This is a genomic window from Janthinobacterium fluminis (genome assembly GCF_028595325.1).
GTDB lineage: Bacteria > Pseudomonadota > Gammaproteobacteria > Burkholderiales > Burkholderiaceae_D > Janthinobacterium > Janthinobacterium fluminis.
Map to the genome: position 1 here is coordinate 26,203 of NZ_JAQQXR010000010.1, position 22,430 is coordinate 48,632.

17 protein-coding genes are annotated in these 22,430 nt (G+C 68.1%); 10 read left to right on the plus strand and 7 right to left on the minus strand.

Annotated elements, in window-relative coordinates:
* The first annotated feature begins 8 nt into the window (after positions 1-8).
* The 4 genes from OIK44_RS20930 to OIK44_RS20945 are packed head-to-tail and all read left to right on the plus strand — an operon-like array spanning position 9 to position 2,244.
* Positions 9-311 carry an ElaB/YgaM/YqjD family protein gene (locus OIK44_RS20930; protein WP_273673616.1) on the plus strand — a complete coding sequence of 101 codons (303 nt, stop codon included), beginning with the start codon at positions 9-11 and terminating at the stop codon, positions 309-311.
* Positions 312-333: 22 nt separating this feature from the next.
* Positions 334-717 (plus strand): phage holin family protein, encoded by a 384-nt coding sequence (locus OIK44_RS20935; protein ID WP_273673618.1) that lies wholly within the window; start codon positions 334-336, stop codon positions 715-717.
* Between the two features lie 26 nt (positions 718-743).
* The gene (locus OIK44_RS20940; RefSeq protein ID WP_273673620.1) at positions 744-1,085 is read left to right on the plus strand and encodes a hypothetical protein; all 342 of its coding nucleotides are present in this window, start codon (positions 744-746) and stop codon (positions 1,083-1,085) included.
* A 49-nt stretch (positions 1,086-1,134) separates the two neighbouring features.
* Entirely contained in the window at positions 1,135-2,244 is a 1,110-nt protein-coding gene (locus tag OIK44_RS20945; protein ID WP_273673802.1) for a patatin-like phospholipase family protein, read from the plus strand.
* Between the two features lie 5 nt (positions 2,245-2,249).
* On the opposite strand, the gene OIK44_RS20950 is transcribed toward OIK44_RS20945, so the two are convergent.
* Both OIK44_RS20950 and OIK44_RS20955 read right to left on the minus strand, forming a co-directional pair.
* Positions 2,250-2,402, minus strand: a complete 153-nt coding sequence (locus tag OIK44_RS20950) for a DUF3309 domain-containing protein (RefSeq protein ID WP_273673621.1) — start codon at positions 2,400-2,402, stop codon at positions 2,250-2,252.
* Between the two features lie 75 nt (positions 2,403-2,477).
* Positions 2,478-2,927 carry an outer membrane lipoprotein gene (locus OIK44_RS20955; protein ID WP_273673623.1) on the minus strand — a complete coding sequence of 150 codons (450 nt, stop codon included), beginning with the start codon at positions 2,925-2,927 and terminating at the stop codon, positions 2,478-2,480.
* Positions 2,928-3,209: 282 nt separating this feature from the next.
* Between OIK44_RS20955 and OIK44_RS20960 the strand changes: the two genes are divergently transcribed.
* Positions 3,210-3,521 carry a BON domain-containing protein gene (locus OIK44_RS20960; RefSeq protein ID WP_273673624.1) on the plus strand — a complete coding sequence of 104 codons (312 nt, stop codon included), beginning with the start codon at positions 3,210-3,212 and terminating at the stop codon, positions 3,519-3,521.
* Positions 3,522-3,603: 82 nt separating this feature from the next.
* The gene (locus OIK44_RS20965) at positions 3,604-4,779 is read left to right on the plus strand and encodes an AI-2E family transporter (RefSeq protein ID WP_420213874.1); all 1,176 of its coding nucleotides are present in this window, start codon (positions 3,604-3,606) and stop codon (positions 4,777-4,779) included.
* A gap of 87 nt (positions 4,780-4,866) precedes the next feature.
* Here the strand turns inward: OIK44_RS20965 and OIK44_RS20970 are convergent, their stop codons facing one another.
* Positions 4,867-5,889 (minus strand): OmpA family protein, encoded by a 1,023-nt coding sequence (locus OIK44_RS20970; RefSeq protein ID WP_273673626.1) that lies wholly within the window; start codon positions 5,887-5,889, stop codon positions 4,867-4,869.
* 360 nt (positions 5,890-6,249) lie between these two features.
* Here OIK44_RS20970 and OIK44_RS20975 point away from each other — a divergent pair, with 360 nt between their 5' ends.
* The 4 genes from OIK44_RS20975 (at position 6,250) to OIK44_RS20990 (ending at position 16,608) form a co-directional block, all read left to right on the plus strand.
* Entirely contained in the window at positions 6,250-11,916 is a 5,667-nt protein-coding gene (locus tag OIK44_RS20975) for an Ig-like domain-containing alpha-2-macroglobulin family protein (RefSeq protein ID WP_273673627.1), read from the plus strand.
* Between the two features lies 1 nt (position 11,917).
* The gene (gene pbpC / locus OIK44_RS20980) at positions 11,918-14,026 is read left to right on the plus strand and encodes a penicillin-binding protein 1C (RefSeq protein WP_273673629.1); all 2,109 of its coding nucleotides are present in this window, start codon (positions 11,918-11,920) and stop codon (positions 14,024-14,026) included.
* A 103-nt stretch (positions 14,027-14,129) separates the two neighbouring features.
* A complete protein-coding gene (locus OIK44_RS20985) occupies positions 14,130-14,402 on the plus strand; it encodes a hypothetical protein (RefSeq protein WP_273673631.1) in 273 nt (90 codons plus the stop codon).
* A gap of 145 nt (positions 14,403-14,547) precedes the next feature.
* Positions 14,548-16,608, plus strand: coding sequence for a S9 family peptidase (locus OIK44_RS20990; RefSeq protein WP_273673633.1), 2,061 nt, complete (start codon positions 14,548-14,550; stop codon positions 16,606-16,608).
* A 49-nt stretch (positions 16,609-16,657) separates the two neighbouring features.
* On the opposite strand, the gene OIK44_RS20995 is transcribed toward OIK44_RS20990, so the two are convergent.
* The 4 genes from OIK44_RS20995 to OIK44_RS21010 form a co-directional block, all read right to left on the minus strand.
* Entirely contained in the window at positions 16,658-18,007 is a 1,350-nt protein-coding gene (locus OIK44_RS20995) for a sigma-54-dependent transcriptional regulator (protein WP_273673635.1), read from the minus strand.
* Positions 18,000-19,865 (minus strand): sensor histidine kinase, encoded by a 1,866-nt coding sequence (locus OIK44_RS21000; protein WP_273673637.1) that lies wholly within the window; start codon positions 19,863-19,865, stop codon positions 18,000-18,002. The genes OIK44_RS20995 and OIK44_RS21000 overlap by 8 nt, the downstream gene beginning before the upstream one ends.
* Before the next feature lie 73 nt (positions 19,866-19,938).
* Positions 19,939-21,162, minus strand: coding sequence for a CaiB/BaiF CoA transferase family protein (locus OIK44_RS21005; RefSeq protein WP_273673638.1), 1,224 nt, complete (start codon positions 21,160-21,162; stop codon positions 19,939-19,941).
* An 83-nt stretch (positions 21,163-21,245) separates the two neighbouring features.
* A complete protein-coding gene (locus tag OIK44_RS21010; RefSeq protein ID WP_273673639.1) occupies positions 21,246-22,427 on the minus strand; it encodes an acyl-CoA dehydrogenase in 1,182 nt (393 codons plus the stop codon).
* Positions 22,428-22,430 lie beyond the last annotated feature (3 nt).

Below are 22,430 nucleotides of genomic sequence, written 5' to 3' on the forward strand. Positions count from 1 at the left end.
GTTAAATCATGCTGGAAAACAATATTGCTACCGTCAACAACGACGTCAAAACGCTCGTCAAGGACGCCCAGGCCCTGTTCAGCGCGGCCGCCGCCCTGACCGGCGAAAAGGCCGAGGAAGTGCGCAGCCGCGGCATGCGCACGCTCGACGCGGCGCTGGCGAAGGCGCAGGAAGCGCAGGCGGGGGCGATTGTTGCGGGCAAACAAATGGCCGCGTCGGCCGACGTCTATGTCAAGGAAAATCCATGGCGCACCATCGCCGCCGCCGCCGGCGTCGGCCTGCTGGTGGGCGTGATCCTGGGCCGCAAGTAATCCTCGGGAGCGGAAAAAACATATGGAGAAGTCCGCCGCATCCCAGGCCCCCGGCCTGATCGCCTCGCTGGCCGGGGTCGCCAAAAACACGATAGGCTTGCTGCTGTCGCGCCTGGAGCTGGCCTCCTGCGAACTGGCGGAGGCGCGCAACCACGCGCTGCGGCTGCTGGCCGTGTTCGCGCTGGCGCTGGTGGCGGGCTTGTTCACCGTCACCTACGCCAGCGTGACGGTGGTGTACCTGGCCTGGGACGCGCTGGGCTGGAAAATTTTGCCGATCATGACCGCGGGCTTCCTCGTCCTGGCCGCCGGCTTGCTGCTGTACGCGCGCGCGCTGCTGCGGCAGGGCAAGCTGTCGCTGCCGGCCACGATGGCCGAATTGAAGGCCGACCGCGACATGCTGCTGTAAGCGGCGCACACAGGAGAGAGAGCCGAATGTCGAAAGAGCAACGCAGGGCGGCCCAGGCCGCCCACAAGGAGCGCCTGATCGCCGCCGGCCAGTTGTACCGGGTCGGCATCGTCCACGCCCGCGCCCAGGCGGCGCAGGCGCTGCAGCCGAAGGCGCTGCTGCGCGGCGCCGTCGAGCGCGTGGCCGGCTATGCCGGCGCGCGGGTCGGCACGCTGCTGACGCCGGGCGGACTGGACTGGAAGGCCGCTTTGCCCTATGCACTGCCTGCCCTCGGTTTCATCACCCGCAAGAAACTGCTGAAACCGGCGCTGGCCGCCGGCGTGGCCGTCGCCGCGGCGCTGGCCTGGCTGGCGCGGCGCAAGCGCTGAAGCGGGGAGCGCTTTGGCGACGACGGTGAATCGGCTCAACCCCAGCGGCATGCGCGTCGTGCTGGTGCTGCAGGGCGGCGGCGCGCTGGGCGCCTACCAGGCCGGCGTGGCCCACGCGCTGCACGAGCATGGCTTGGTACCGGACTGGATAGTCGGCACCTCGATCGGCGCGATCAACGCCGCCATCCTGGCCGGCAACAGCACGGAGACGCGGCTAGAGCGTCTGAAACAGTTCTGGCAGCGCGTCTCACGCCGCGACAGCGTCGACATGAACCGCGTCACGGACGAGCAGCGCCGCTCGAACATCTGGCTGGCCACGCTCGACACCCTGGTGCGCGGCGTGCCCGGCTTCTTCGCGCCACGGCTGTTCAGCCTGTTCTCCGCCGGCATCGCCGTCAAGCCGGAGGAAGCCAGTTTCTACGACACCGCCGAGCTGGCGGCCACGCTGGAGGAGCTGGTCGACTTCGACTACCTGAACGCGCCCGGCGGCATGCGCCTGACGGTCAACGCGTTGAAGGTCAAGTGCGGCACCCTGAGCCGTTTCGACAACAGCGAGCGGCGCATTTGCGCCGACCACATCCGCGCCAGCGGCGCCTTGCCGCCGGGCTTCCCGGCCGTGCGCATCGACGGCGAGCTGTACTGGGACGGCGGCCTGTATTCGAACACGCCGCTGCAAACCGTGCTCGACGACCTGCCCCACGTCGACACCCTGGTGTTCATGGTCGACTTGTGGAGCGCCGACGGGCCGGAGCCGACCACGCTCGACGAGGTGCAGACGCGGCAGAAGGATGTGACGTTCGCCTCGCGCTCGAAGCGCCACATCGAGGACTATGTGACGAAGCACCGCATGCAGCATAAATTGCGCGCGCTGTATGCGGCCCTGCCCGAGCGCGAGCGCAGCGCGGCCGACGAGGCCGAACTGGCCGCGCTCGGTTGCGACAGCACGATGCACATCGTGCGCCTGCCCTACGCGGGGCGCGACTGGCACATGGCGGCCAAGGACATCAATTTCTCGCGCGGCTCGATCGAATGGCGCTGGGAGCAGGGCTACCAGGACGGCTTGCGCGCGATCAAGGCCGCCGGCTGGCTGGCCTTCGTCACCGAGGACACGCCGCTGGTGGTGCACGAACTGCCGCCGTCCCAGCACGACGCCGCGTAGCGCGTCTACAGCCTGCCGGTCAGCAGCATCAGAATCAAAATCACGACGACCAGGCCGGCCACGCCGCTCGGGCCGTAGCCCCAGGAGCGGCTGTGCGGCCAGGCCGGCAAGGCGCCGATCAAGGCCAGGACCAGAATAATCAAGAGTATGGTGCCCATCTGCGTCTCCCGGTGGGGTGGATGATGCCGTTCCGCGTCCGCGTCCGCGTTTGCGGCGCGCCCGGCGCTCTGCCATTAATAGCGGTAAACGCGGCCGTCGACGACGCGCACGCGCTGGCCCACGCGCAGCTCGGCGGCGCTGTCCTGCACGACGGTGCGGTAGTCGCCGTTGTCGAGGCGCACGCTGATTTGGTAGGCGTCGCGCGCCTGGGCGCGGTTCTTCTCGATTTCATTGCCGGCCAGGGCGCCGCCGAGCGCGCCGGCCAGGGTGGCCGCGCTGCGGCCCGTGCCCGAGCCGATCTGGTTGCCCAGCAAGGCGCCGACGACGCCGCCGGCGATGGCGCCGGTGCCGCTGGCGTTCGGATTGACGCGGGTCAGCTGGATGGAATCGATCGTGCCGTAGGCGGCCGAGTCCGGCTGCGACGCCGGGTAAACGCCTTGTTGCGGCGCCGTGCCGGCGCAGCCGGTGAGCGCGGCGCTGGCGGCGAGCAGCATCGCGGCGAGGCTGAGTTTGCTGTTGTTCATCTTGTCCTCCTGACATAGTGTGAGCAAATCTTAGTCATTCGGCTGTGGCGGGTCTGTGCGCTGCCGCACGCAGCGGTTTTGCCGGCGCGGGGCTTGCAATAAAATAAACATGCTAATGTACGATACCGAACAGAGCGGCGGGAAATTTCCACGTAAAACGTTAGTCATGGCCCGATAACGGCAACGTGGCCATCCCGGTTCGGCCTTGAGCCCGGACGGGACCGCTCATCTTGATTGACTCATCTTGAGTACATCGGTAGACCTTTTCTAAGGAAAAATATCATGAAAATCGCTAAAAAAATCGCCACCGGCCTGTTCGTCGCCTCCCTGTTCGCCATCGCCGGTTGCGCGTCGACCCCGACCAGGGAAGGCACCGGCGAATACATCGACGACACGGTGTTGACGGCCAAGGTCAAGGCCAGCATCTTCAACGAGCCGACGCTGAAATCGACGGAAATCAATGTCGAAACCTTCAAGGGCACCGTGCAACTGAGCGGCTTCGTGGCGCAGCCCAGCGACATCAGCAAGGCCGGCGAAATCGCCCGCGGCGTCAAGGGTGTGATGTCGGTCAAGAACGACATCCGCGTCAAATAAGTCCCGCGCCGTCATGGCCGCCACGCCGGAGCCGCTCCCCCCGGGGACAGTTCCGGCAATTGTTGAATGAGCGCCTGAACCGATGAACATTCCGCAGCCCGGCGTCCAGGCCGATGCGCCGGCCGCCGCCGACGCGGCGCCGTCCGATCCGCCGGCGGAGCCCTTGCGCCTGCCCTTGCACGTCAACGCCCGCGGCATGGCGCTCGCCATCATCGCCACCGTCAGCTTCGTCTATGGCCTGCAATGGGCGCAGAAATTCCTCATTCCCCTGTTGTTCGGGATTTTCATCGCCTACACGCTCAATCCGCTGGTGCGCTGCCTCGAACGCCTGCGCATCCCGCGCGCGCTGGGCGCGGCCTTGGTCACGCTGGCGATTCTCGGCGGCTCGGTGGCCGTCATCGACCGCGTCCAGGGCGAGTTCGAAGCGATCGTCGAAGAATTGCCCGTTTCCGCCCATAAATTTGCCCGGCTGATCGAGTCCACGTTCAACGGCAAGCCGGGGATATTGCAGAAAATCCAGGCCGTCGCCACCGAGATCGAGCAGGCGGCCGGCGGCGCCGAAGCGCGCCGCGCGGCGCGCCGCGCCGCCCCCAGCGCCGAGCACGCGCCGTTCAAGATTGCCGACTGGCTGTGGGCCGGTTCGATGGGCCTGCTCGGTTTTCTCAGCCAGGCGGCGATGGTGATTTTCCTGGTGTTTTTTTTGTTGCTGTCGGGCGACACCTTCAAGCGCAAGCTGGTCAAGCTGACGGGGCCGTCGCTGACGAAGAAAAAAATCGCCGTCCACATCCTGGAAGACATCCACACCTCGATCCAGAACTATATGTTCATGCTGCTCGTCACCAACGGTCTGCTGGCGCTGCTGATGTGGCTCGCGCTGCGCTGGATCGGGCTGGAAAACGCCGGCGCCTGGGCCGTCGCGGCCGGCCTGCTGCACATCATGCCGTACTTCGGCCCGCTGCTGATCGCCGTCGCCACCGGCCTGGCCGCCTTCCTGCAGTTCGAATCGCTGGAAATGGTGCTGCTGGTGACGGGCGCCTCGCTGGGCATCGCCACCCTGGTCGGCACCTTCGTCACGACCTGGATGACCGGCAAGATTGCGCGCATGAATCCGGCGGCCGTCTTCGTCGGCCTGCTGTTCTGGGGCTGGTTGTGGGGCGTCTGGGGCTTGCTGCTGGGCGTGCCCGTGATCGTCATCGTCAAAGTCGTCGCCGAGCGCGTGCAGGGCATGGAGGCGGTGGCGGAGTTACTGGGGGAATAGACCCCGGCCTGTCATTGGCGCCGGCGCGCGAACTGCGCGCCCGGGCGCCGCCTACAGCAGCGACAGCTTCATGCGCGTCGCCGCGTCTTACTGCACCCGGCGTTCGATGGTGATCTGCTCGACCTCGACGCGGCGGTTCGGCTCCAGGCACTTGATCAGGGCGGCCATCTTCTTGTCGTGGCATTCGACGACGGGATTGGCCTCGCCCTTGCCGACGGCCGTCATGCGGTTGGCCGCAATGCCCTTGTTGCTCAGATAGGTCTTGACCGCATTGGCGCGCTGCTCCGACAGTTTCTGGTTGTATTTGGCCGCGCCGATGCGGTCCGCGTAGCCGGTGATGACGATATTGTCCACGTCCGGCGCCGCGCCGAGGGCCGCGGCGATCTCGTCCAGCTTCGGCTGCGGATCGTTCAGTTTCGCGCTGTCGAAGGCGAACAGCTCGGTGGCCGACAGCGTCACTTTTTCAAAGCGCGGCGCTGGCGGAGGCGGCGGTGGAGGAGGAGGGGGCGGCGGAGGTGGCGTTACCTGGGCAACCGGCGGCGGCGGGCGCACCGGCTCCGGCGTTTTGCCGAAGGCGTAGTTCAGGCCGATGGTCAGATAATAATTGTTCGCTTTGCTGTGCGGGAAGGTGTTGCCGCGCAGGAAGCCGTGGACGTCGCGGATGTCCGCCTGCAGCGACAGCTGCTCGCCGAGCTGCGACTGGAAACCCAGGCCGATGCTGGCGTAGGGCGAGTTTTTGCGCCGCTCGCCGAAGGCCACGGTGCTTTCCTTGTCGCGCTCGGCGCCTATGCCGATCAGGAGGAAGGGGCGGAAGGATTTTCGCGAAAACATGTAGAGGGCGTCCACGCCCAGCGTGTTTTGCTGGTAGCGCTCGCCGCCCTCGCGCGAGCGGGCATAGGTCGTGCCCAGTTGCACATCCCAGGACGGCGAGATCGCCTTGCCGAAGCGCAGGCCGGCGCCGTAGCCGCGCCTGTCGACCGCGAAATCGCTGTCCGGCCGCATGACATTCAGGCTGGGCTGGATATACCAATAGGGGTTGATTTCCTGCGCCTGTGCGGCAGCGGCGGAACTGAGGGCGGCGGCAATGGCAATGTTCTTTAAATTATTCACAAGTGGCTCCCGACGTGGATAAGAGTTTTTTGCTGCGAATGTACTTCGCCGTAAGAAAGCCGCCAGTCATGTCCTGCTCATGCCCCGCGCGGCTTTTGCACTGCTGTTGGAGGCGACAATATACAGTCGCGTTCAGACGGCCGGTACGCTAGCGAGCGATGCGTTGCGTTGTCTCAAATGAACCGTTGATCCCGCATAGAACGGAGAAATCGGCGTCGCGGCGCTGCTTTTCTTCGGCCGGCCCGCCGCGCCCGCGCGAGGCAAATGGCTGGGGGACGACGCCGGTGTTTGCAATTGAGTAAAATATCTGATCTTGCAATACCGGCGGCCCTTTCCCGCACCCCGACAACTGGAGTCATAGTGAACACCTACATCCCGAAAAGCCTGGCGCTGCTGCTGGCGGCCTGCCTGTCCCTGCCGGCGCTGGCGCAAACCAGCATCGCGTCGTTTTCGCCATCCGGGGTGATCAAGCAGGTGCGCCAGGCGCGCGCCCAGTTCAGCGCGCAGATGGTGCCGTTCGGCGATCTGCGGCCGGCCGACCCCTTCGACATCGACTGTCCCGAGGCGGGCAGCGGGCGCTGGGCCGACGGCCGCAACTGGGTCTACGATTTTGCCCGCGACCTGCCGGCCGGCGTCGTGTGCCGCTTCACCCTGAAGGCGGGGCTGAAGGATCTGGCGGGGCAGGCGCTGTCCGGCGCCGCCAGCTACAGCTTCTCGACCGGCGGCCCGGCCATCGTCGAAGCCGTGCCGTTCGAGGGCCGCACGGACATCGACGAGCAGCAGATTTTCGTGCTCGGCCTGGACGCGCCGGCGCAGGAGGCGACGATCGCCGAGCACGCCTACTGCCGCGCCGACGGCGTCAATGAAAAGATCGGCGTGCGCCTGTTGCAGGGCAGGGAGCGCGAACAGGTGCTGGCGCTGCGCAAGAATTTCGTCGAACGCTATCTGAAGGTGTACTACGCGGCGCGCGGCGTGCTCTGGCACGCCACGCTGGCACTGCCGGGCAAGCGCCTGGACACGCTGCCGCTGGCGCTGCTGCAATGCCAGCGCACGCTGCCGGCCAACACCAAGGTGTCGCTGGTGTGGGGGCCGGGCATTGCCAGCGCCAGCGGCGTCGCCACCACGGCGGCGCAGACGCTGCCCTACAAGACCCGGCCCGAGTTCACGGCCAGCTTCGGCTGCGAGCGCAGCAGCGCGAAAGCCCAGTGCATCCCCTTCCTGCCGCTGCGGCTGGCGTTCACCGCGCCGATCCGGGCGCGCGACGCCCGCGCCATCACGCTCACCAGCGAGAGCGGCAAGGTGTTCCGCGTCGCCGCCAACGCGGACAACGCCAAGGCCGAGTACCTCGATTCCGTTTCCTTCGCCGGCCCGCTGCCGGAGAAAACCAGGTTCACCATCACGCTGCCGGCGGGGCTCAAGGACGACGCCGGCCGGCCGCTGCTGAACAGGGCGCGCTTTCCGATGACGGTGCGCACCGACGAGCAGCCGCCGCTGGTCAAGTTCCCGGCCAGCTTCGGCATCCTGGAGGCGCGCGGCGACCGCCTGCTGCCCGTCACCGTGCGCAATGTCGAGGCCAGCCTGGCCGCCAAAGTGAGCGGCGCCGACGTCAACGGCAATATGCTGCGCCTGTCCGACGACCAGGACAAGGCCATCATCGACTGGCTCAAGCGCCTGTCGGGCGGCGAATACTGGCAGCCGGGCGCGCAGTACGGCGAGGAGATGGGCAAGCCGGTGCTGGCCGGCCACGCCAACACGCGCAGCTTCGCGCTGCCCAAGCCGAACGGCAAGCGCGCCTTCGAGGTCATCGGCATTCCGCTGCAAAAGCCCGGCTTTTACGTCGTCGAACTGGCCAGCCCGCGCCTGGGCGCCGTGCTGCTGCCGAAGCCGCGCACGGCGTACATCCACACGGCCGCGCTGGTGACCAACCTGGCGGCCCACTTCAAGCACGGCGCGCAGTCGTCGCTGGTGTGGGTCACCTCGCTCGACAAGGGCGCGCCGGTGGCGAAGGCGCAGGTGGCCGTGCGCGACTGCGCCGGCAATCTGTTGTGGCAGGGCGCCACCGACGCGTCCGGCGTGGCGCACATCAAACAGGAGCTGGAACGCTCCCAGTGCAGCGGCAACCACAATTACTTCGTCAGCGCCCGCAGCGGCGGCGACATGACCTTCACGCTGTCGAACTGGGTTGGCGGCATCGAGGCGTGGCGCTTCAACCTGCCGACCGCCGATCTGCACGACGACAACACGCTGCTGTCGACGGTATTCGACCGCACGCTGCTGCGCGCCGGCGAGACGGTGCACATGAAGCACTTCCTGCGCCGCCACACGGCCGGCGGCATCGCCCATGCGGCACCCGGCAACGGTCCCGGCGCCGCCAGCCAGGTCATCATCACGCACCAGGGTAGCGACCAGCGCTTTGAACTGCCGCTGCGCTGGTCCGCCGGCGCGGCGCAAAACGAGTGGGTGATTCCGGCCGACGCCAAGCAGGGCGTGTATGAGGTCAGCATGGCGGGGCGCCAGTCCGGCAGCTTCCGCGTCGAATCGTTCCGCGTGCCGACCATGAAGGCCGTGCTGCAGGGGCCGAAAGCGGCGGCGGTGCAGCCGTCCAAGGTCGACCTCGACGTGCAACTGAACTACCTGTCGGGCGGCGGCGCCGGCAATGCGGCCGTCAAGCTGCGCACGGTGTTGCAGGACAAGAGCCTGAGCTTTGCCGACTACGACGATTTCACCTTCAGCAACGGCGACGTCAAGGAGGGGCTGGTGAAGTCGGGCGCCGCCGCCGCCGAGGACGACGAGGGCAACTGGGACGAGGAGGCCGCGAACCCGCTGAACGGCCCGGCGCGCACGCAGAACCTGAACCTGGACCGGGCCGGCGGCGCCCGCGTGACGGTCGACCAGTTGCCGGCGCTGACGGTGCCGCGCGACCTGCTGGCCGAACTGGCCTACCAGGACGCCAACGGCGAAACCCTGTCGGTGTCGACCCGCGTGCCGCTGTGGCCGTCGAAAAACCTCATCGGCATCAAGCCCGACGGCTGGGCGCTCAGCAAGGACGCGTTCAAGTTTCAGGTTGTCGTGCTGGACACCGCCGGCAAGCCGGTGGCGGGCGCGCCGGTTGCCGTCGATTTCTTCCAGCGCAAGACGTATTCGCACCGGCGCCGCCTGATCGGCGGTTTTTACTCGTATGAGAGTTCCAGCGAGGTGCTGCGCCTGGGCGCCGCCTGCGAGGGCAAGACCGACGCCAGGGGCCTGCTGCTGTGCCAGGTGAAGGCGCCCGCCAGCGGCAACCTGATCCTGCGCGCCAAAACCGTCGACGAGGACCGGCGCGCCGCCTACGCCAACCGCGAAACCTGGGTCGCCGGCAGCGGCGACTGGTGGTTCAACGTCGGCGACAACGACCGCATCGACGTGCTGCCGGAGAAGAAGCGCTACGAGCCGGGCGAAGAGGCCAGGCTGCAGGTGCGCATGCCTTTCCGCGAGGGCACGGCCCTGGTGACGGTCGAGCGCGAAGGCATGATCGACACCTATGTGCGGCAGTTGTCCGGACGCGAGCCGGTGATTGCGATCCCCGTCAAGGCCAGTTACGCGCCCAACGTCTACGTGTCGGTGCTGGTGGTGCGCGGCCGGGTGGCCGGCGTGCAGCCGACGGCCCTGGTCGACCTGGGCAAGCCGGCCTACAAGATGGGCATCGCGGCGCTGCGCGTGGGCTGGCAGGCGCACGAACTGAAGGTGCGGGTGACGGCCGACAAGGAGGTCTACAAGACCCGCGAGAAGGCGCAGGTCAAGGTCAAGGTGCAGCGCGCCGACGGCCGCGCGCTGCCGGCCGGCGCCGAGGTGGCGCTGGCCGCCGTCGACGTCGGCCTGCTGGAGCTGATGCCCAACACCAGCTGGGATTTGCTGGAGACGATGATGCAGCAGCGCAGCCTGCAGGTGGAAACCTCGACGGCGCAGATGCAGGTGATCGGCAAGCGGCATTTCGGCCGCAAGGCTTTCCCGCACGGCGGCGGCGGCGGCAAGGGCGCCAGCCGCGAGCTGTTCGACACGCTGCTGTTCTGGAAGGGCAGCGTCAAGCTCGACGCCAACGGCGAGGCGGCCGTGCAGGTGCCGCTGAACGATTCCTTAACCGCGTTCCGCCTGGTCGCCATCGCCAACGCCGGCGCCGACCTGTTCGGCACCGGCAAGGCCGACATCCGCAGCACGCAGGATCTGATCGTGATGTCGGGCCTGCCCGCCCTGGTGCGCGAGGGTGACCAGTTCCGCGCCGGTTTCACGGTGCGCAATACCTCGGCCGAGGCGATGACGGCGCAACTGGCCGCCAGCGTGCATGGCCAGACGCTGGCGCCGCAGTCGCTGACGCTGGCCCCCGGCCAGGCGCAGGAGGTGGCGTGGACCTATCCGGTGCCGCTGGGCGTCAAGGAGCTGGTCTGGGACGTCAGCGCCAAGGCCGGCGAGGCCGGCGACAAGCTGCGCGTCAAGCAGAAGGTGACGTTCGCCGTGCCGGTGCGCACCTACCAGGCGACCCTGCTGCAAGTGGACAAGCCGCAGTCGATGACGGTGCAGATGCCGGCCGACGCGCTGCCGGGCCGCGGCGGCGTGCAGACGGTGCTGAGCGCGAAGCTGGGCAACGACCTGCCGGGCGTGCGCGAGTACATGGGCGCCTATCCGTACAGCTGCTTCGAGCAGCAAACTTCGAAGGCGATCGCGCTCGGCGACGCGGCCATGTGGCGCGCCATGGCGGCGGCGTTGCCGGCCTATCTGGACGGCGACGGCATGCTGAAGTATTTCCCCTCGATGGACAAGGGCAGCGACAGCCTGACGGCCTATGTGCTGTCGGCCACGGCGGAGGCCGGCTATGCGATTCCGGAGCAGGCGAAGAACCGCATGGAGGAGGCGCTGGCGAACTTCGTCCAGGGCCGCGTGATCCGTTACTCGGCGATGCCGACGGCCGACCTGGCGGTGCGCAAGCTGGCCGCGCTGGAGGCGCTGTCGCGTTCCGCCAAGGTGGCGCCGGACGCGCTCGACTCGATCGCCGTCGAACCGAACCTGTGGCCGACCTCGGCCCTGATCGACTGGTATCTGGTGCTCAAGCGCACGCCAAAACTGGCGCGCCGCGACGCGCTGCTGGCCGAGGCGCAGCAGATGCTGCGCGCGCGCCTGAACTTCCAGGGCACGACGATGGGCTTTTCGACCGAGCAGCGCGACAACTGGTGGTGGTTGATGGTGTCGGGCGACGTCAACGCCAACCGCCTGCTGCTGGCCGTGCTGGACAATCCGGGCTGGAAGGACGACATCGGCCGGCTGGTGCGCGGCACTCTGGGGCGCCAGTTGAAGGGCCGCTGGAACACCACGGTGGCGAACGCCTGGGGCACGCTGGCGATCCGCAAGTTCTCGGAGAAATTCGAGTCCGAGGCCGTCACCGGCAGCACCAGCGTCAACCTGGGCCGCGCCGAGAAGGCCGTCAAATGGAATGGCCAGACCTTGGCCGCGCCCGTGCTGCAAGCCTGGCCGCGCGCCGCCGAGCAGCTGAAAATCGCCCACGCCGGCACCGGCAAACCCTGGGCCACCGTCGTCAGCCTGGCGGCGATCCCGCTGAAGGCGCCGCTGTCGAGCGGCTACAAGATCAGCAAGAGCGTCACCGCCATCGAGCAGAAAACGGCCGGCGTGTGGTCGCGCGGCGACGTCTACCGTGTGCGCCTGGACCTGGAGGCGCAGGCCGACATGACCTGGGTCGTCGTCGACGACCCGATTCCGGCCAGCGCCAGCGTGCTGGGCACCGGACTGGGCGGCGATTCGAGCATCCTCAGCGCCGGCGAAAAGCGCGCGGGCTGGGTCCGTCCCGCATTCGAGGAGCGCAGCTTCGACGCCTTCCGCGCCTATTACGATTACGTCCCGAAAGGCAAGTGGAGCATCGAATACACGGTGCGCCTGAACAATGCGGGCGACTTCAACCTGCCGGCCAGCCGCGTCGAGGCGATGTACTCGCCCGAGATGTTCGGCGAATTGCCGAACGCCGCCGTCAAGGTCGGGCTGTAGGATGGCGCGCCGATACATCGCGGCGGCGGCGCTGGCGCTGAGCGCCGGCGCGCTGGCGGCCGATGCGCCGCTGAGCTACGCCCAGGTGAAGGCGGCCTACCGCAGTTCCGAGGCGCAACTGCTGGACCGCCACGGCGCGGCGCTGCAGTCGCTGCGCGTCGACCAGAGCGCGCGGCGCCTGCCGTGGGTGGCGCTGGCCGACATCTCGCCGGCGCTGCAGGCCGCCGTGCTGCTGGCCGAGGACCAGCGTTTCACGCAGCACGGCGGCGTCGACTTCGGCGCCATCGGCAAGGCCGCCTGGGACAATCTGTTCCAGCGCCGGCCGCGCGGCGCCTCGACCATCACGATGCAACTGGCCGGCCAGTTGGACACCGAGCTGCGCGCCCGCTCGGGCGGCCGCAGCTGGGGCCAGAAATGGGACCAGATCCGCGCCGCCCAGGCGCTGGAAGAGGGCTGGAGCAAGGCGCAGATACTCGAAGCCTATCTGAACCTGGTGTCCTTCCGCGGCGAATTGCAGGGCGTCGCCGCCGCCTCGCACAGCCTGTTCGGCAAGGCGCCGTCGGGCCTGAACCAGACCGATGCCGTGATCCTGGCCAGCCTGGTGCGGGCGCCGAACGCGCCGGCCGGGACGGTGGCGCGGCGCGCCTGCGCGCTGGCCAGGGAAAGCAAGATGGACAGCAGCTGCCAATTGCTGGCGGCGCGCGTCGACAGCGCGCTGCAGCGCACGGCCGTGTACGCCGAGCTGCAGGCGGCGCCCCAGGTGGCCCGGCAACTGCTGAAAACGCCGGGCGGGGCGGTGCAAAGCACGCTCGACGGCCCGCTGCAGCGCTTCGCGCAGAACACGCTGCGCCAGCAATTGGGCGCGCTGCACGAGCGCAACGTCAACGACGGCGCCGTGCTGGTGCTGGACAACCGCAGCGGCGACATCCTGGCCTACGTCGGCAACGCCGGCGCCAGCGACGTCGACGGCGTGGCGGCGCTGCGCCAGGCCGGCTCGACGCTGAAACCCTTTTTGTTCGAGCTGGCCATCGAGCGCAAGCTCATCACCGCCGCCTCGCTGCTGGACGACGCGCCCATCGACATCGCGACGGCGTCCGGCATGTACATGCCGCAAAACTATGACAAGGAATTCAAGGGCTACGTCAGCGCCCGCACCAGCCTGGCCAGCTCGCTCAACGTGCCGGCCGTGCGCACGCTGCTGCTGACGGGGCTGGACGACTTCTACAACCGGCTGCGCGAGGTCGGCCTGAGCAGCCTGACGGAATCGGCCGACTACTACGGCTATTCGCTGGCGCTGGGCTCGTCCGAGGTCAGCCTGCTGGAGCTGACGAACGCCTACCGCACGCTGGCCAACGGCGGCCTGGCCGGCACGGCCAGCCTGCTGCCGCGCGCGGCGGAGAAACCGCGCCGCGTGCTCGACGCTGGCGCCGCCTTCATCGTCGGCGACATCCTGTCGGACCGGGCCGCGCGCAGCGTCACCTTCGGCCTGCGCAACGAGCTGGGCACGAGCTTCTGGAGCGCCGTCAAGACCGGCACCAGCAAGGACATGCGCGATAACTGGTGCGTCGGCTATTCGCAGCGCTACACGGTCGGCGTCTGGGTCGGCAACTTCGACGGCAAGTCGATGTGGGACGTGTCCGGCGTGACGGGCGCGGCGCCGGTGTGGCGCGACGTCATGGACTATCTGCACCGGCAGCAGCCGAGCCGCGCGCCGGCGCCGCCGCGCGCGCTGGTGCGCCAGCGCGTCAGCTACCAGCCGGCGCTGGAATCGGCGCGCAGCGAGTGGTTCATCCGCGGCACCGAGAGCGCCGTCATCGAACTGCTCGGCGAGGCGCAGCGCGGGCCGAAGATCGTCTACCCGGGCGACGCCAGCATCATCGCCATCGACCCGGACATCCCGGAGGCGATCCAGCGCGTGTTCTTCCAGGCCCAGGCGGGGCAGGGCTTGCGCTGGACCCTGGACGGCGCGGAGCTGGGGCCGGCCGGCGCCGACTTCGCCTGGCGGCCGCTGCCGGGGCGGCATCAGCTGGCGCTGGTCGACGCGCAGGACAAGGTGGTGGCGGCCAGCAGCTTCGAGGTGCGCGGCAATCCGCTGCCGCCGGCGCAGTGAGCCGGCGCGAGGCGTCGCGCCGGGTTGACCCGACGGGTCGGGATGCCACACAATGGGGATGGACAAGCTTCCTGCCACAAGCGTCATTCTGCGAATGAAACTCATGCCGCGACATATAGCCTGGTGCGTTTTTTTCCTGCTCGCCATCCTGACAAGCGTCGCCGCCGCGCGCCTGTGGATGCTGCCGTCGTATCAGTTGATCTTGTCCGCGCTGGCCGTCGCCAGCTTCGGCCTCGGAGCGGCCCTGTTGAATATGCACCGTTTTTCCTGGCGCGCCGTGCTGCTGGTGGTGTCGGGGCTGGCGCTTGGGCAGTGGTGGCTGCTGGAGACTCTGCTCATGCTGGTGGTCTGGAGCGTGGGCGACTTTGCCCCCTGACGCGCCGGCCGGCGCGCGGATAAAGCGATACAAAAATCCGGATATCCCGGCTACCCGATGTGTCGCGACAGCGGCAACCTTGGTATCATGTTCCGCGGCCGGCGCCACGCCGGCCTCTTTCATGACACACATCGGAGATGAACGAATGAATTTACGTCTGCTGCTACTCGGCGCCGCCATGGCGAGCACCGGTGCGCTTGCCGCGCCGCGCGGTTTCACGGTTGAGGACATGGTCAAGATGGAGCGGGTCGGCAACCCGGTGCTGTCGCCGGACGCCACCCGCGTGCTCTACACGGTGCGCTCGACGAATATGGAGAAAAACCGCGGCAACACCCAGTTGTGGATGATCGACCTGCGCGCCGCCAAGCCCGTGCCGCAGCAACTCACGCGCAGCGAGGCCAGCAGCAGCGATCCCGAATGGTCGCCGGCCGGCGACGCCATCTTCTTCCTGTCGGGCCGCTCCGGCTCGTCGCAGGTGTGGCGCCTGCCGCTGGGCGGCGGCGAAGCGGCCAGGGTCAGCGACCTGCCGCTCGACGTCGACAACTTCCGCCTGTCGCCGAAGGGCGACCGGCTGGCGCTGAGCATGGGCGTGTTCCCCGACTGCGCCGACCTGGCGTGCACCAAGACGCGCCTGGACGCGCAAGGGCAGAACAAGGCCAGCGGCCGCGTCTACGACAAGCTGTTCGTGCGCCACTGGGACGCCTGGGACGACGGCCGCCACGCGACGCTGTACTCGGCGCCGCTGGATGCCGGCGGACGCCTGGCCGCCGCGCCGGTCAGCCTGAGCGGCACGCTGGACGGCGACGTGCCGTCCAAGCCGTTCGGCGACCACGATGAGTACCGCTTCAGCCCGGACGGCAAAACCGTCGTCTTCTCGGTGCGCATCGCCGGCAAGACGGAATCCTGGTCGACCAATTTCGACCTGTACGAAGTGCCTGCCGAGGGCGGCAAGGCGCCGCGCAACCTGACGGCGGACAATCCGGCCTGGGACAGCAAGCCGGCCTTCTCGCCGGACGGCCGCACCCTGGCCTACCTGGCGATGACGCGGCCGGGCTTCGAGGCGGACCGCTTCCACCTGGTCTTGATGGACGTCGCCAGCGGCAAGAAGCGCACCCTGGCCGACAACTGGGACCGCTCGGTGGGCGACTACCGCTGGCGCCCGGACGGCAAGGCCCTGCTGGTGGACGCCGCCGACGTCGGCCAGCACCGCCTGTTCTCGATCGACGCGCAAAGCGGCAAGGTCACGGCGCTGACGGGCAAGGGCTCGGTGCACGGCTTCGACGTGCAGGGCGACACCGTGGTGATAAACCAGGCCAACCTGGCCTCGGGCGGCCAGCTGTTCAAATTCAAGCTCGACGCCGGCGCCGACAAGATGGTGCAACTGACGCAGCAGAACGCGGCGGCGCTGGCCGACGTGCGCTTCGGCGAGTACGAACAGTTTTCCTTCGTCGGCGCCAAGGGCGAGACGGTCTACGGCCACGTGATGAAGCCGTGGAACGCCAAGGCCGGCGAGAAATATCCGCTGGCCTTCCTGGTGCATGGCGGGCCGCAGGGCAGCTTCGGCAACGGCTGGAGCTACCGCTGGAATCCGCAGGTGTACGCGGGCGCGGGCTATGCCACCGTCTTCATCGACTTCCACGGCTCGACCGGCTACGGCCAGGCGTTCACCGACTCGATCAGCGGCGACTGGGGCGGCGCGCCGCTGGAGGACTTGAAGAAGGGGATGGCGGCGGCGGTGAAGAAATTCCCGTGGCTGGACCGCGAGCGCAGCTGCGCGCTGGGCGCCTCCTATGGCGGCTACATGATGAACTGGATCGAGGGCAACTGGCCGGACGGCTTCCGCTGCATCGTCAACCACGACGGCGTGTTCGACAACCGCGCGATGTACTACTCGACCGAGGAACTGTGGTTCAACGAGTGGGAAAACGGCGGCACCTACTACGCCGCGCCGGAGAAGCACGAACAGTTCAACCCGGTCAACCATGTCACCAAGTGGAAGACGCCGATGCTGGTGGTGCAGGGCGAGCTGGACTTCCGCATCCCGACCACGCAAAGCCTGGGCGCGTTCACGGCGCTGCAGCGCCAGGGCATCGAAAGCAAGCTGCTGGTGTTCCCGGATGAAAACCACTGGGTGCTGAAACCGGCCAACTCCGTGCTGTGGCACCACACGGTGATGGGCTGGCTGGACCGCTTCCTGAAGAAGTAAGCGCTAAAGCCGGAGGGCAGGCCCGCAGGGGCTGCCCTCCGGCCTTGATCTAGCGGAATTGCTCGGTCGAGATGTCGAAGCGCTTGAGTTTGTCGTACAGGGTCTTTTTCGGGATGTTCAGGCTGTCGGCGGCGGCGACGATGTTGCCGCCGTGGCGGCGCAAGGCGTCCTCGATGACGGCGCGCTCGAAGGCGTCGACCTGCTCGGCCAGCGACGCTTCCCGGCGCGCGCCGGACGGCGCCAGCGTGTCGTCGAGCAGGCCGAGGACGAAGCGGTCGGCGATGTTGTGCAGCTCGCGCACGTTGCCGGCCCAGCGCTGCGCCATCAGGGAGCTGAGCAGCTCGCTGCTGATCAGCGCGGCCGGCTGGCCGTAGCGCAGCGCCGCCTGCAGCACGAAGAATTCAAACAGCAGCGGAATGTCCTCGCGCCGGCTGCGCAGCGCCGGCAGCGTCAGGCTGGCGACGTTGAGGCGGTAGTACAGGTCGGCGCGGAATTTCCCCTGTTCGGCCAGCGCGCTGAGGTCTTCCTTGGCGGCGGCGATGACGCGGAAGTTCACCGAGATCAGCTTGTTCGAGCCGAGCCGCTCGACCTGGCGCTCCTGCAGTACGCGCAACAACTTCACCTGCAGCGCCAGCGGCATGCTCTCGATTTCGTCGAGGAACAGCGTGCCGCCGTTGGCGTATTCGATCTTGCCGATGCGCTGGCGTTGGGCGCCGGTGAACGCGCCTTCCTCGTGGCCGAACAGCTCGGACTCGAAGATCGACTCCGGCAGCGCGCCGCAGTTGATGGCGACGAAGGGATGGTCGCGCCGCTCGCTGAAGTCGTGCAGGCAGCGCGCCACCAGTTCCTTGCCGGTGCCCGTCTCGCCGAGGATGATGATGTCGGCCGACTTGGGCGCCAGGTTCAGCACCAGCTGGCGCACCTTGGTCATGGCGGCGCTGCGCCCGACGATGCGGGCCTCGATGCCCTCGCGCTTTTCCAGTTGGCGGCGCAGCTTGATGTTCTCCAGCACCAGGTGGCGCTTGTCGAGCGCGCGCCGGCACACTTCCACCAGCAGGTCGGCCGTGAACGGCTTTTCGATGAAGTCGTAGGCGCCCTGGCGCATCGCGCCGACCGCCATCGAGACGTCGCCGTGGCCGGTGACGAGGATCACCGGCAGCGTCGGGTCCTGGGCGATGGCGATGTCGAGCAGGCGCAGGCCGTCGATGCCGGGCAGCTTGATGTCGCTGAGTACGATGCCGGGAAATTCCGGCGTCAAGTGGGGCAGGGCTTCCTCCGCCGTGGCGCAGGCCGTCACTTTCAGGCCGGCCAGCTCCATCGCCTGGCGCGCGCCTTTCCTGACGACGGCGTCGTCTTCGATGAACAGCACTTGCATGCCGTCGAAGTTATGTTCATGCATCCGGTGTTCCTTTGTCCGCGTCGTGGCAGCTCAATGTGATGGTGAATTGCGCGCCGCCGCCGTCGGCGGCGGCGCGGTTGCGCACGCTCAGCGCGCCGCCGGCGGCGCGGATGATGCCGGCGCTGATCGACAGGCCCAGGCCGAGGCCGTGCTCCTTGGTCGTGTAGAAGGGGTCGAAGATGCGTTCGATGTGCGCTTCCGGGATGCCGGGGCCGTTGTCGCTGATGCGGATCACGGCCAGCCCGTCTTCGGCGCGCACGTCGACGCCGATGCGCGCCTCCTGCGCCGGCGGCACGGCGTCCATGGCGTTCGAGATCAGGTTCGAGAACACCTGTTCCAGGCCGATGGCGTTGCACAGCACGACCAGCTCGTGGCGCGGCCAGCTCTCGTCCAGCAGCAGCCGCGCCGAGCCGTTGCGGGTGCGGATTTGCAGCATGGTCTGGGCGAAGGCCTGGCGCACGTTGGCCGGCTTCCTGGCGTCGTCGGCGCGCCGCGCGAAGGCTTTCAGCTGCGAGGTGATGTAGCCGAGCCGCGTCACCAGGTCGGAGATGGTCGACAGATTGTCGAGCGCGTCCTCGGTCTGGCCGCGCGCGATGAAGACCTTGGCGTTGGCGGAAAAGGTGAGCAGCGCCGCCAGCGGCTGGTTCAGCTCGTGCGTGACGCCGGCCGCCATCTGGCCGATGGCCGCCAGCTTGCCGCTCTGGACCAGCTCGGCCTGGGCGTAGCGCAGCGTCTGCTCGGCGCGTTCGCGCTCGCCGACCTCGGCCTGCAGGCGGCGGTTGGCGTCGAGCAGGTCGCCGGTGCGCTGCGCCACCTTCAGTTCCAGCTCCTCGTAGGCGCCCTTCAGCGCCTGCTGGGCGTTCAGGCGCTCGTCGATGCGGCGCCGGCGCTGGCGCGCGTACAGGGCGCCGAGCAGCAGCAGCGCCCAGCCCAGGCCGACGGCGGCGGCCGTGTTGCGGGCGGCCGCGCGCACCTGGTCGAGTTCCGCCAGCACCGTGATCTGCCATTCCAGCGGCGCCAGATGGCGGCCGACGGCCAGGTATTCGGCGCTGCCGCCCAGGCCGGCGATGCCGGCGTCGCGCGGGCGCTCCAGCGCCAGGTGGGCGGCGCCGTCGGCGAACTGCTGCAGCACCTGGTGCGGCAGGATGGGCAGGCTCTCCTGCAGGAACTGGCGTTGTGCGCGGATGCTGGTCTTGGCGGCCTCCGACAGCGCCGCCAGGATCTTGAATTTGAAGGCGGGATTGGTCGACAGGATGATGACGCCGTTGGCGTCCTTCACCCAGATCTGCTCGGCCACGCCGGGGATGCGCCAGGAATGCTCGATCCAGTCCAGGTTGACCTTGGTGGCGGCGACGCCGATGATGCGGCCGTGGCGGCGGATCGGCTGGGAGATGAAGTAGCCGGCCTCGAAGGTGGACGCGCCGATGCCGTAGAAGCGGCCGATGCCGCCGGCCGCCGCCTGCGTGAAGTAGGGGCGGAAGCCGTAGTTCTGGCCGACGTAGGAGTTGCGGTCCTGCCAGTTGCTGGAGGCCAGCGTGGTGCCGGCCAGGTCGAGCACGTAGACGGCGAAGGTGCCGGCGCGGTGGTTGATGTCGTGCAGGTAGGCGTTGGCGCGGGCCACCCGCTCCGGGCTGGCCTGCTCCAGCAAGTTGGCCACCTCGTCGCTCTGGGCGATGGCCAGCGGCAGGAATTCGTATTTGTCGAGGGCGCCGCCGATGGTGGCCGCGTACAGCTCGGCGCGCGAGGCCAGCACGCCGTGCAGCCGGTCCAGCTGGCGGCCCTTGACATACCAGTAGGTGAACAGCGTCAGGGCGATCAGCGAGGCGGCCGCCAGCGCCGCGCCGAGCGGCTGTTTCACTGTCCTGCTGCGCCACACCATTGCCGCCCTCCTGGATGCGCCGCGTCAGACGGTCGCGGCCGGTTTGTATTGATCAGATGACGCCCTGGGCCCGCAATTGTGCGATGCCGGCGGCGTCCAGTTGCAGACGCTCGCGCAGTATCTCATGAGTGTGCTCGCCGAGGAGGGGCGGGGCGCGGTCGCAGGCCGTGCTGGAGGCGGACATGCGCAGCGGGCTGGCCACCGTCGGCACGGCCTTGGCCAGCGCGTGCGGCAGGCGCAGCTCCAGCTGGCGGTGGCGCACCTGCGGTTCGGCGAACACCTGGTCTATCGTGTTGATCGGGCCGCAGGGCACGCCGACGGCCTCCAGCCGGGCCAGCCAGTCGCGCGTGGCGCGGCCGCGCAGGACCGGCTCGATCAGCGCCGCCAGCGCGTCGCGGTGCTGGACGCGGGCGGCGTTGCTGGCGAAGCGCGCCTCGTCGGCCCAGCCGGCGTGGCCGGCCACCTCGCAGAAGCTGCGGAACTGCCGGTCGTTGCCGACGGCGAGGATCAAATGGCCGTCGGCGCTGGCGAAGGCCTGGTAGGGCACGATGTTCGGGTGGGCGTTGCCGAGCCGGCCGGGCACCTGGCCGCCGACCAGATAGTTCGACGCCTGGTTGGCCAGCATCGCCACCTGCACGTCGAGCAGGGCGATGTCGATATGCTGGCCGACGCCGCTGCGTTCGCGCTGGGCCAGCGCGGCCAGCACGCCGACGGTGGCGTACATGCCGGTCATGACGTCGGTGACGGCGACGCCGACCTTGACGGGGCCGCCGCCGGGCGTGCCGTCGGGCGCACCGGTGATGCTCATCAGCCCGCCCATGCCCTGTATCATGAAGTCGTAGCCGGCGCGCTGGGCGTCGGGGCCGTCCTGGCCGAAGCCGGTGATCGAGCAGTAAATCAGGCGCGGATTGACGGCGCGCAGCGAATCGTAGTCGAGGCCGTATTTTTTCAGCTGGCCGACCTTGTAGTTTTCCAGCACGATGTCGGACTGCGCGGCGAGGCGGCGGATGAGGTCCTGGCCGGCCGCCTGGGAGATGTCGACGGTGAGCGACTTCTTGCCGCGGTTGGCGGACATGAAATAGGCCGATTCCCTGGTGTCCTTGCCGTCGTCGTCGCGCAGATACGGCGGACCCCAGGCGCGCGTGTCGTCACCGACGCCGGGGCGCTCGATCTTGATGACGTCGGCGCCGAGGTCGGCCAGCGTCTGGCCCGACCAAGGGCCGGCCAGCACGCGCGACAGGTCGAGAACTTTGATGTGGGAGAGGGCTGCGCTCATTGTCTGTTGTTCCAATTGACGGCGGGGACAGACCACGACCCCGAGAAATATTCCTCGAAAATGGTGGTCTGTCCCCGGTGCTGTTAGCAGAAGGCCTGGATGCCGGTCTGGGCGCGGCCCAGGATCAGCGCGTGGATGTCGTGCGTGCCTTCATAGGTGTTGACGACTTCCAGGTTGACCATGTGGCGGATGATGCCGAATTCGTCGGAGATGCCGTTGCCGCCCAGCATGTCGCGGGCGACGCGGGCGATCTCCAGCGATTTGCCGCAGGAGTTGCGCTTCATCATGGAGGTGATTTCGACGGCGGCCGTGCCGGCGTCCTTCATGCGGCCCAGTTGCAAGCAGCCTTGCAGGGCCAGCGTGATTTCCGTCTGCATGTCGGCGAGTTTCTTTTGCACCAGCTGGTTGGCGGCCAGCGGACGGCCGAATTGCTGGCGGTCCAGCACGTACTGGCGGGCCGTGTGCCAGCAATCCTCGGCCGCGCCCAGCGCGCCCCAGGCGATGCCGTAGCGGGCCGAGTTCAGGCAGGTGAACGGACCTTTCAGGCCGCGCACGTCGGGGAAGGCGTTTTCCTCGGGGCAGAAGACATTGTCCATGACGATTTCGCCGGTGACGGAGGCGCGCAGGCCGAATTTGCCGTGGATCGCCGGCGCGCTCAGGCCGGCCATGCCTTTTTCCAGCACGAAGCCGCGGATCGCGCCCTCGTCGTCCTTGGCCCAGACGACGAAAACGTCGGCCACCGGCGAGTTGGTGATCCACATTTTCGTGCCCGACAGGGCGTAGCCGCCCGCCACCTTCTTGGCGCGGCTGAGCATAGACCCCGGGTCGGAGCCGTGGTTCGGCTCGGTCAAGCCGAAGCAGCCTATCCATTCGCCGCTGGCCAGCTTCGGCAGGTATTTCTGGCGCTGCGCTTCCGTGCCGAATTCGTAGATGGGCACCATCACCAGCGACGATTGCACGCTCATCATCGAGCGGTAGCCGGAGTCGACGCGCTCGACTTCGCGGGCGATCAGGCCGTAGCTGACGTAGTTCAGGCCGGAGCCGCCGTATTCCGTGGGGATGGTCGGCCCCAGCAGGCCCAGCTCGCCCATTTCGCGGAAGATCGAGGTATCCATCTTTTCGTGGCGGAAGGCGTCGAGGACGCGCGGCGCCAGTTGTTCCTGGCAATAGGTGCGGGCCGCTTCGGTGATCATGCGCTCGTCGTCGCTCAGCTGGCTGGCCAGCAGCAGTGGATCGTCCCAGTGGAAGGTAGCTTGGTGTGCCATGTG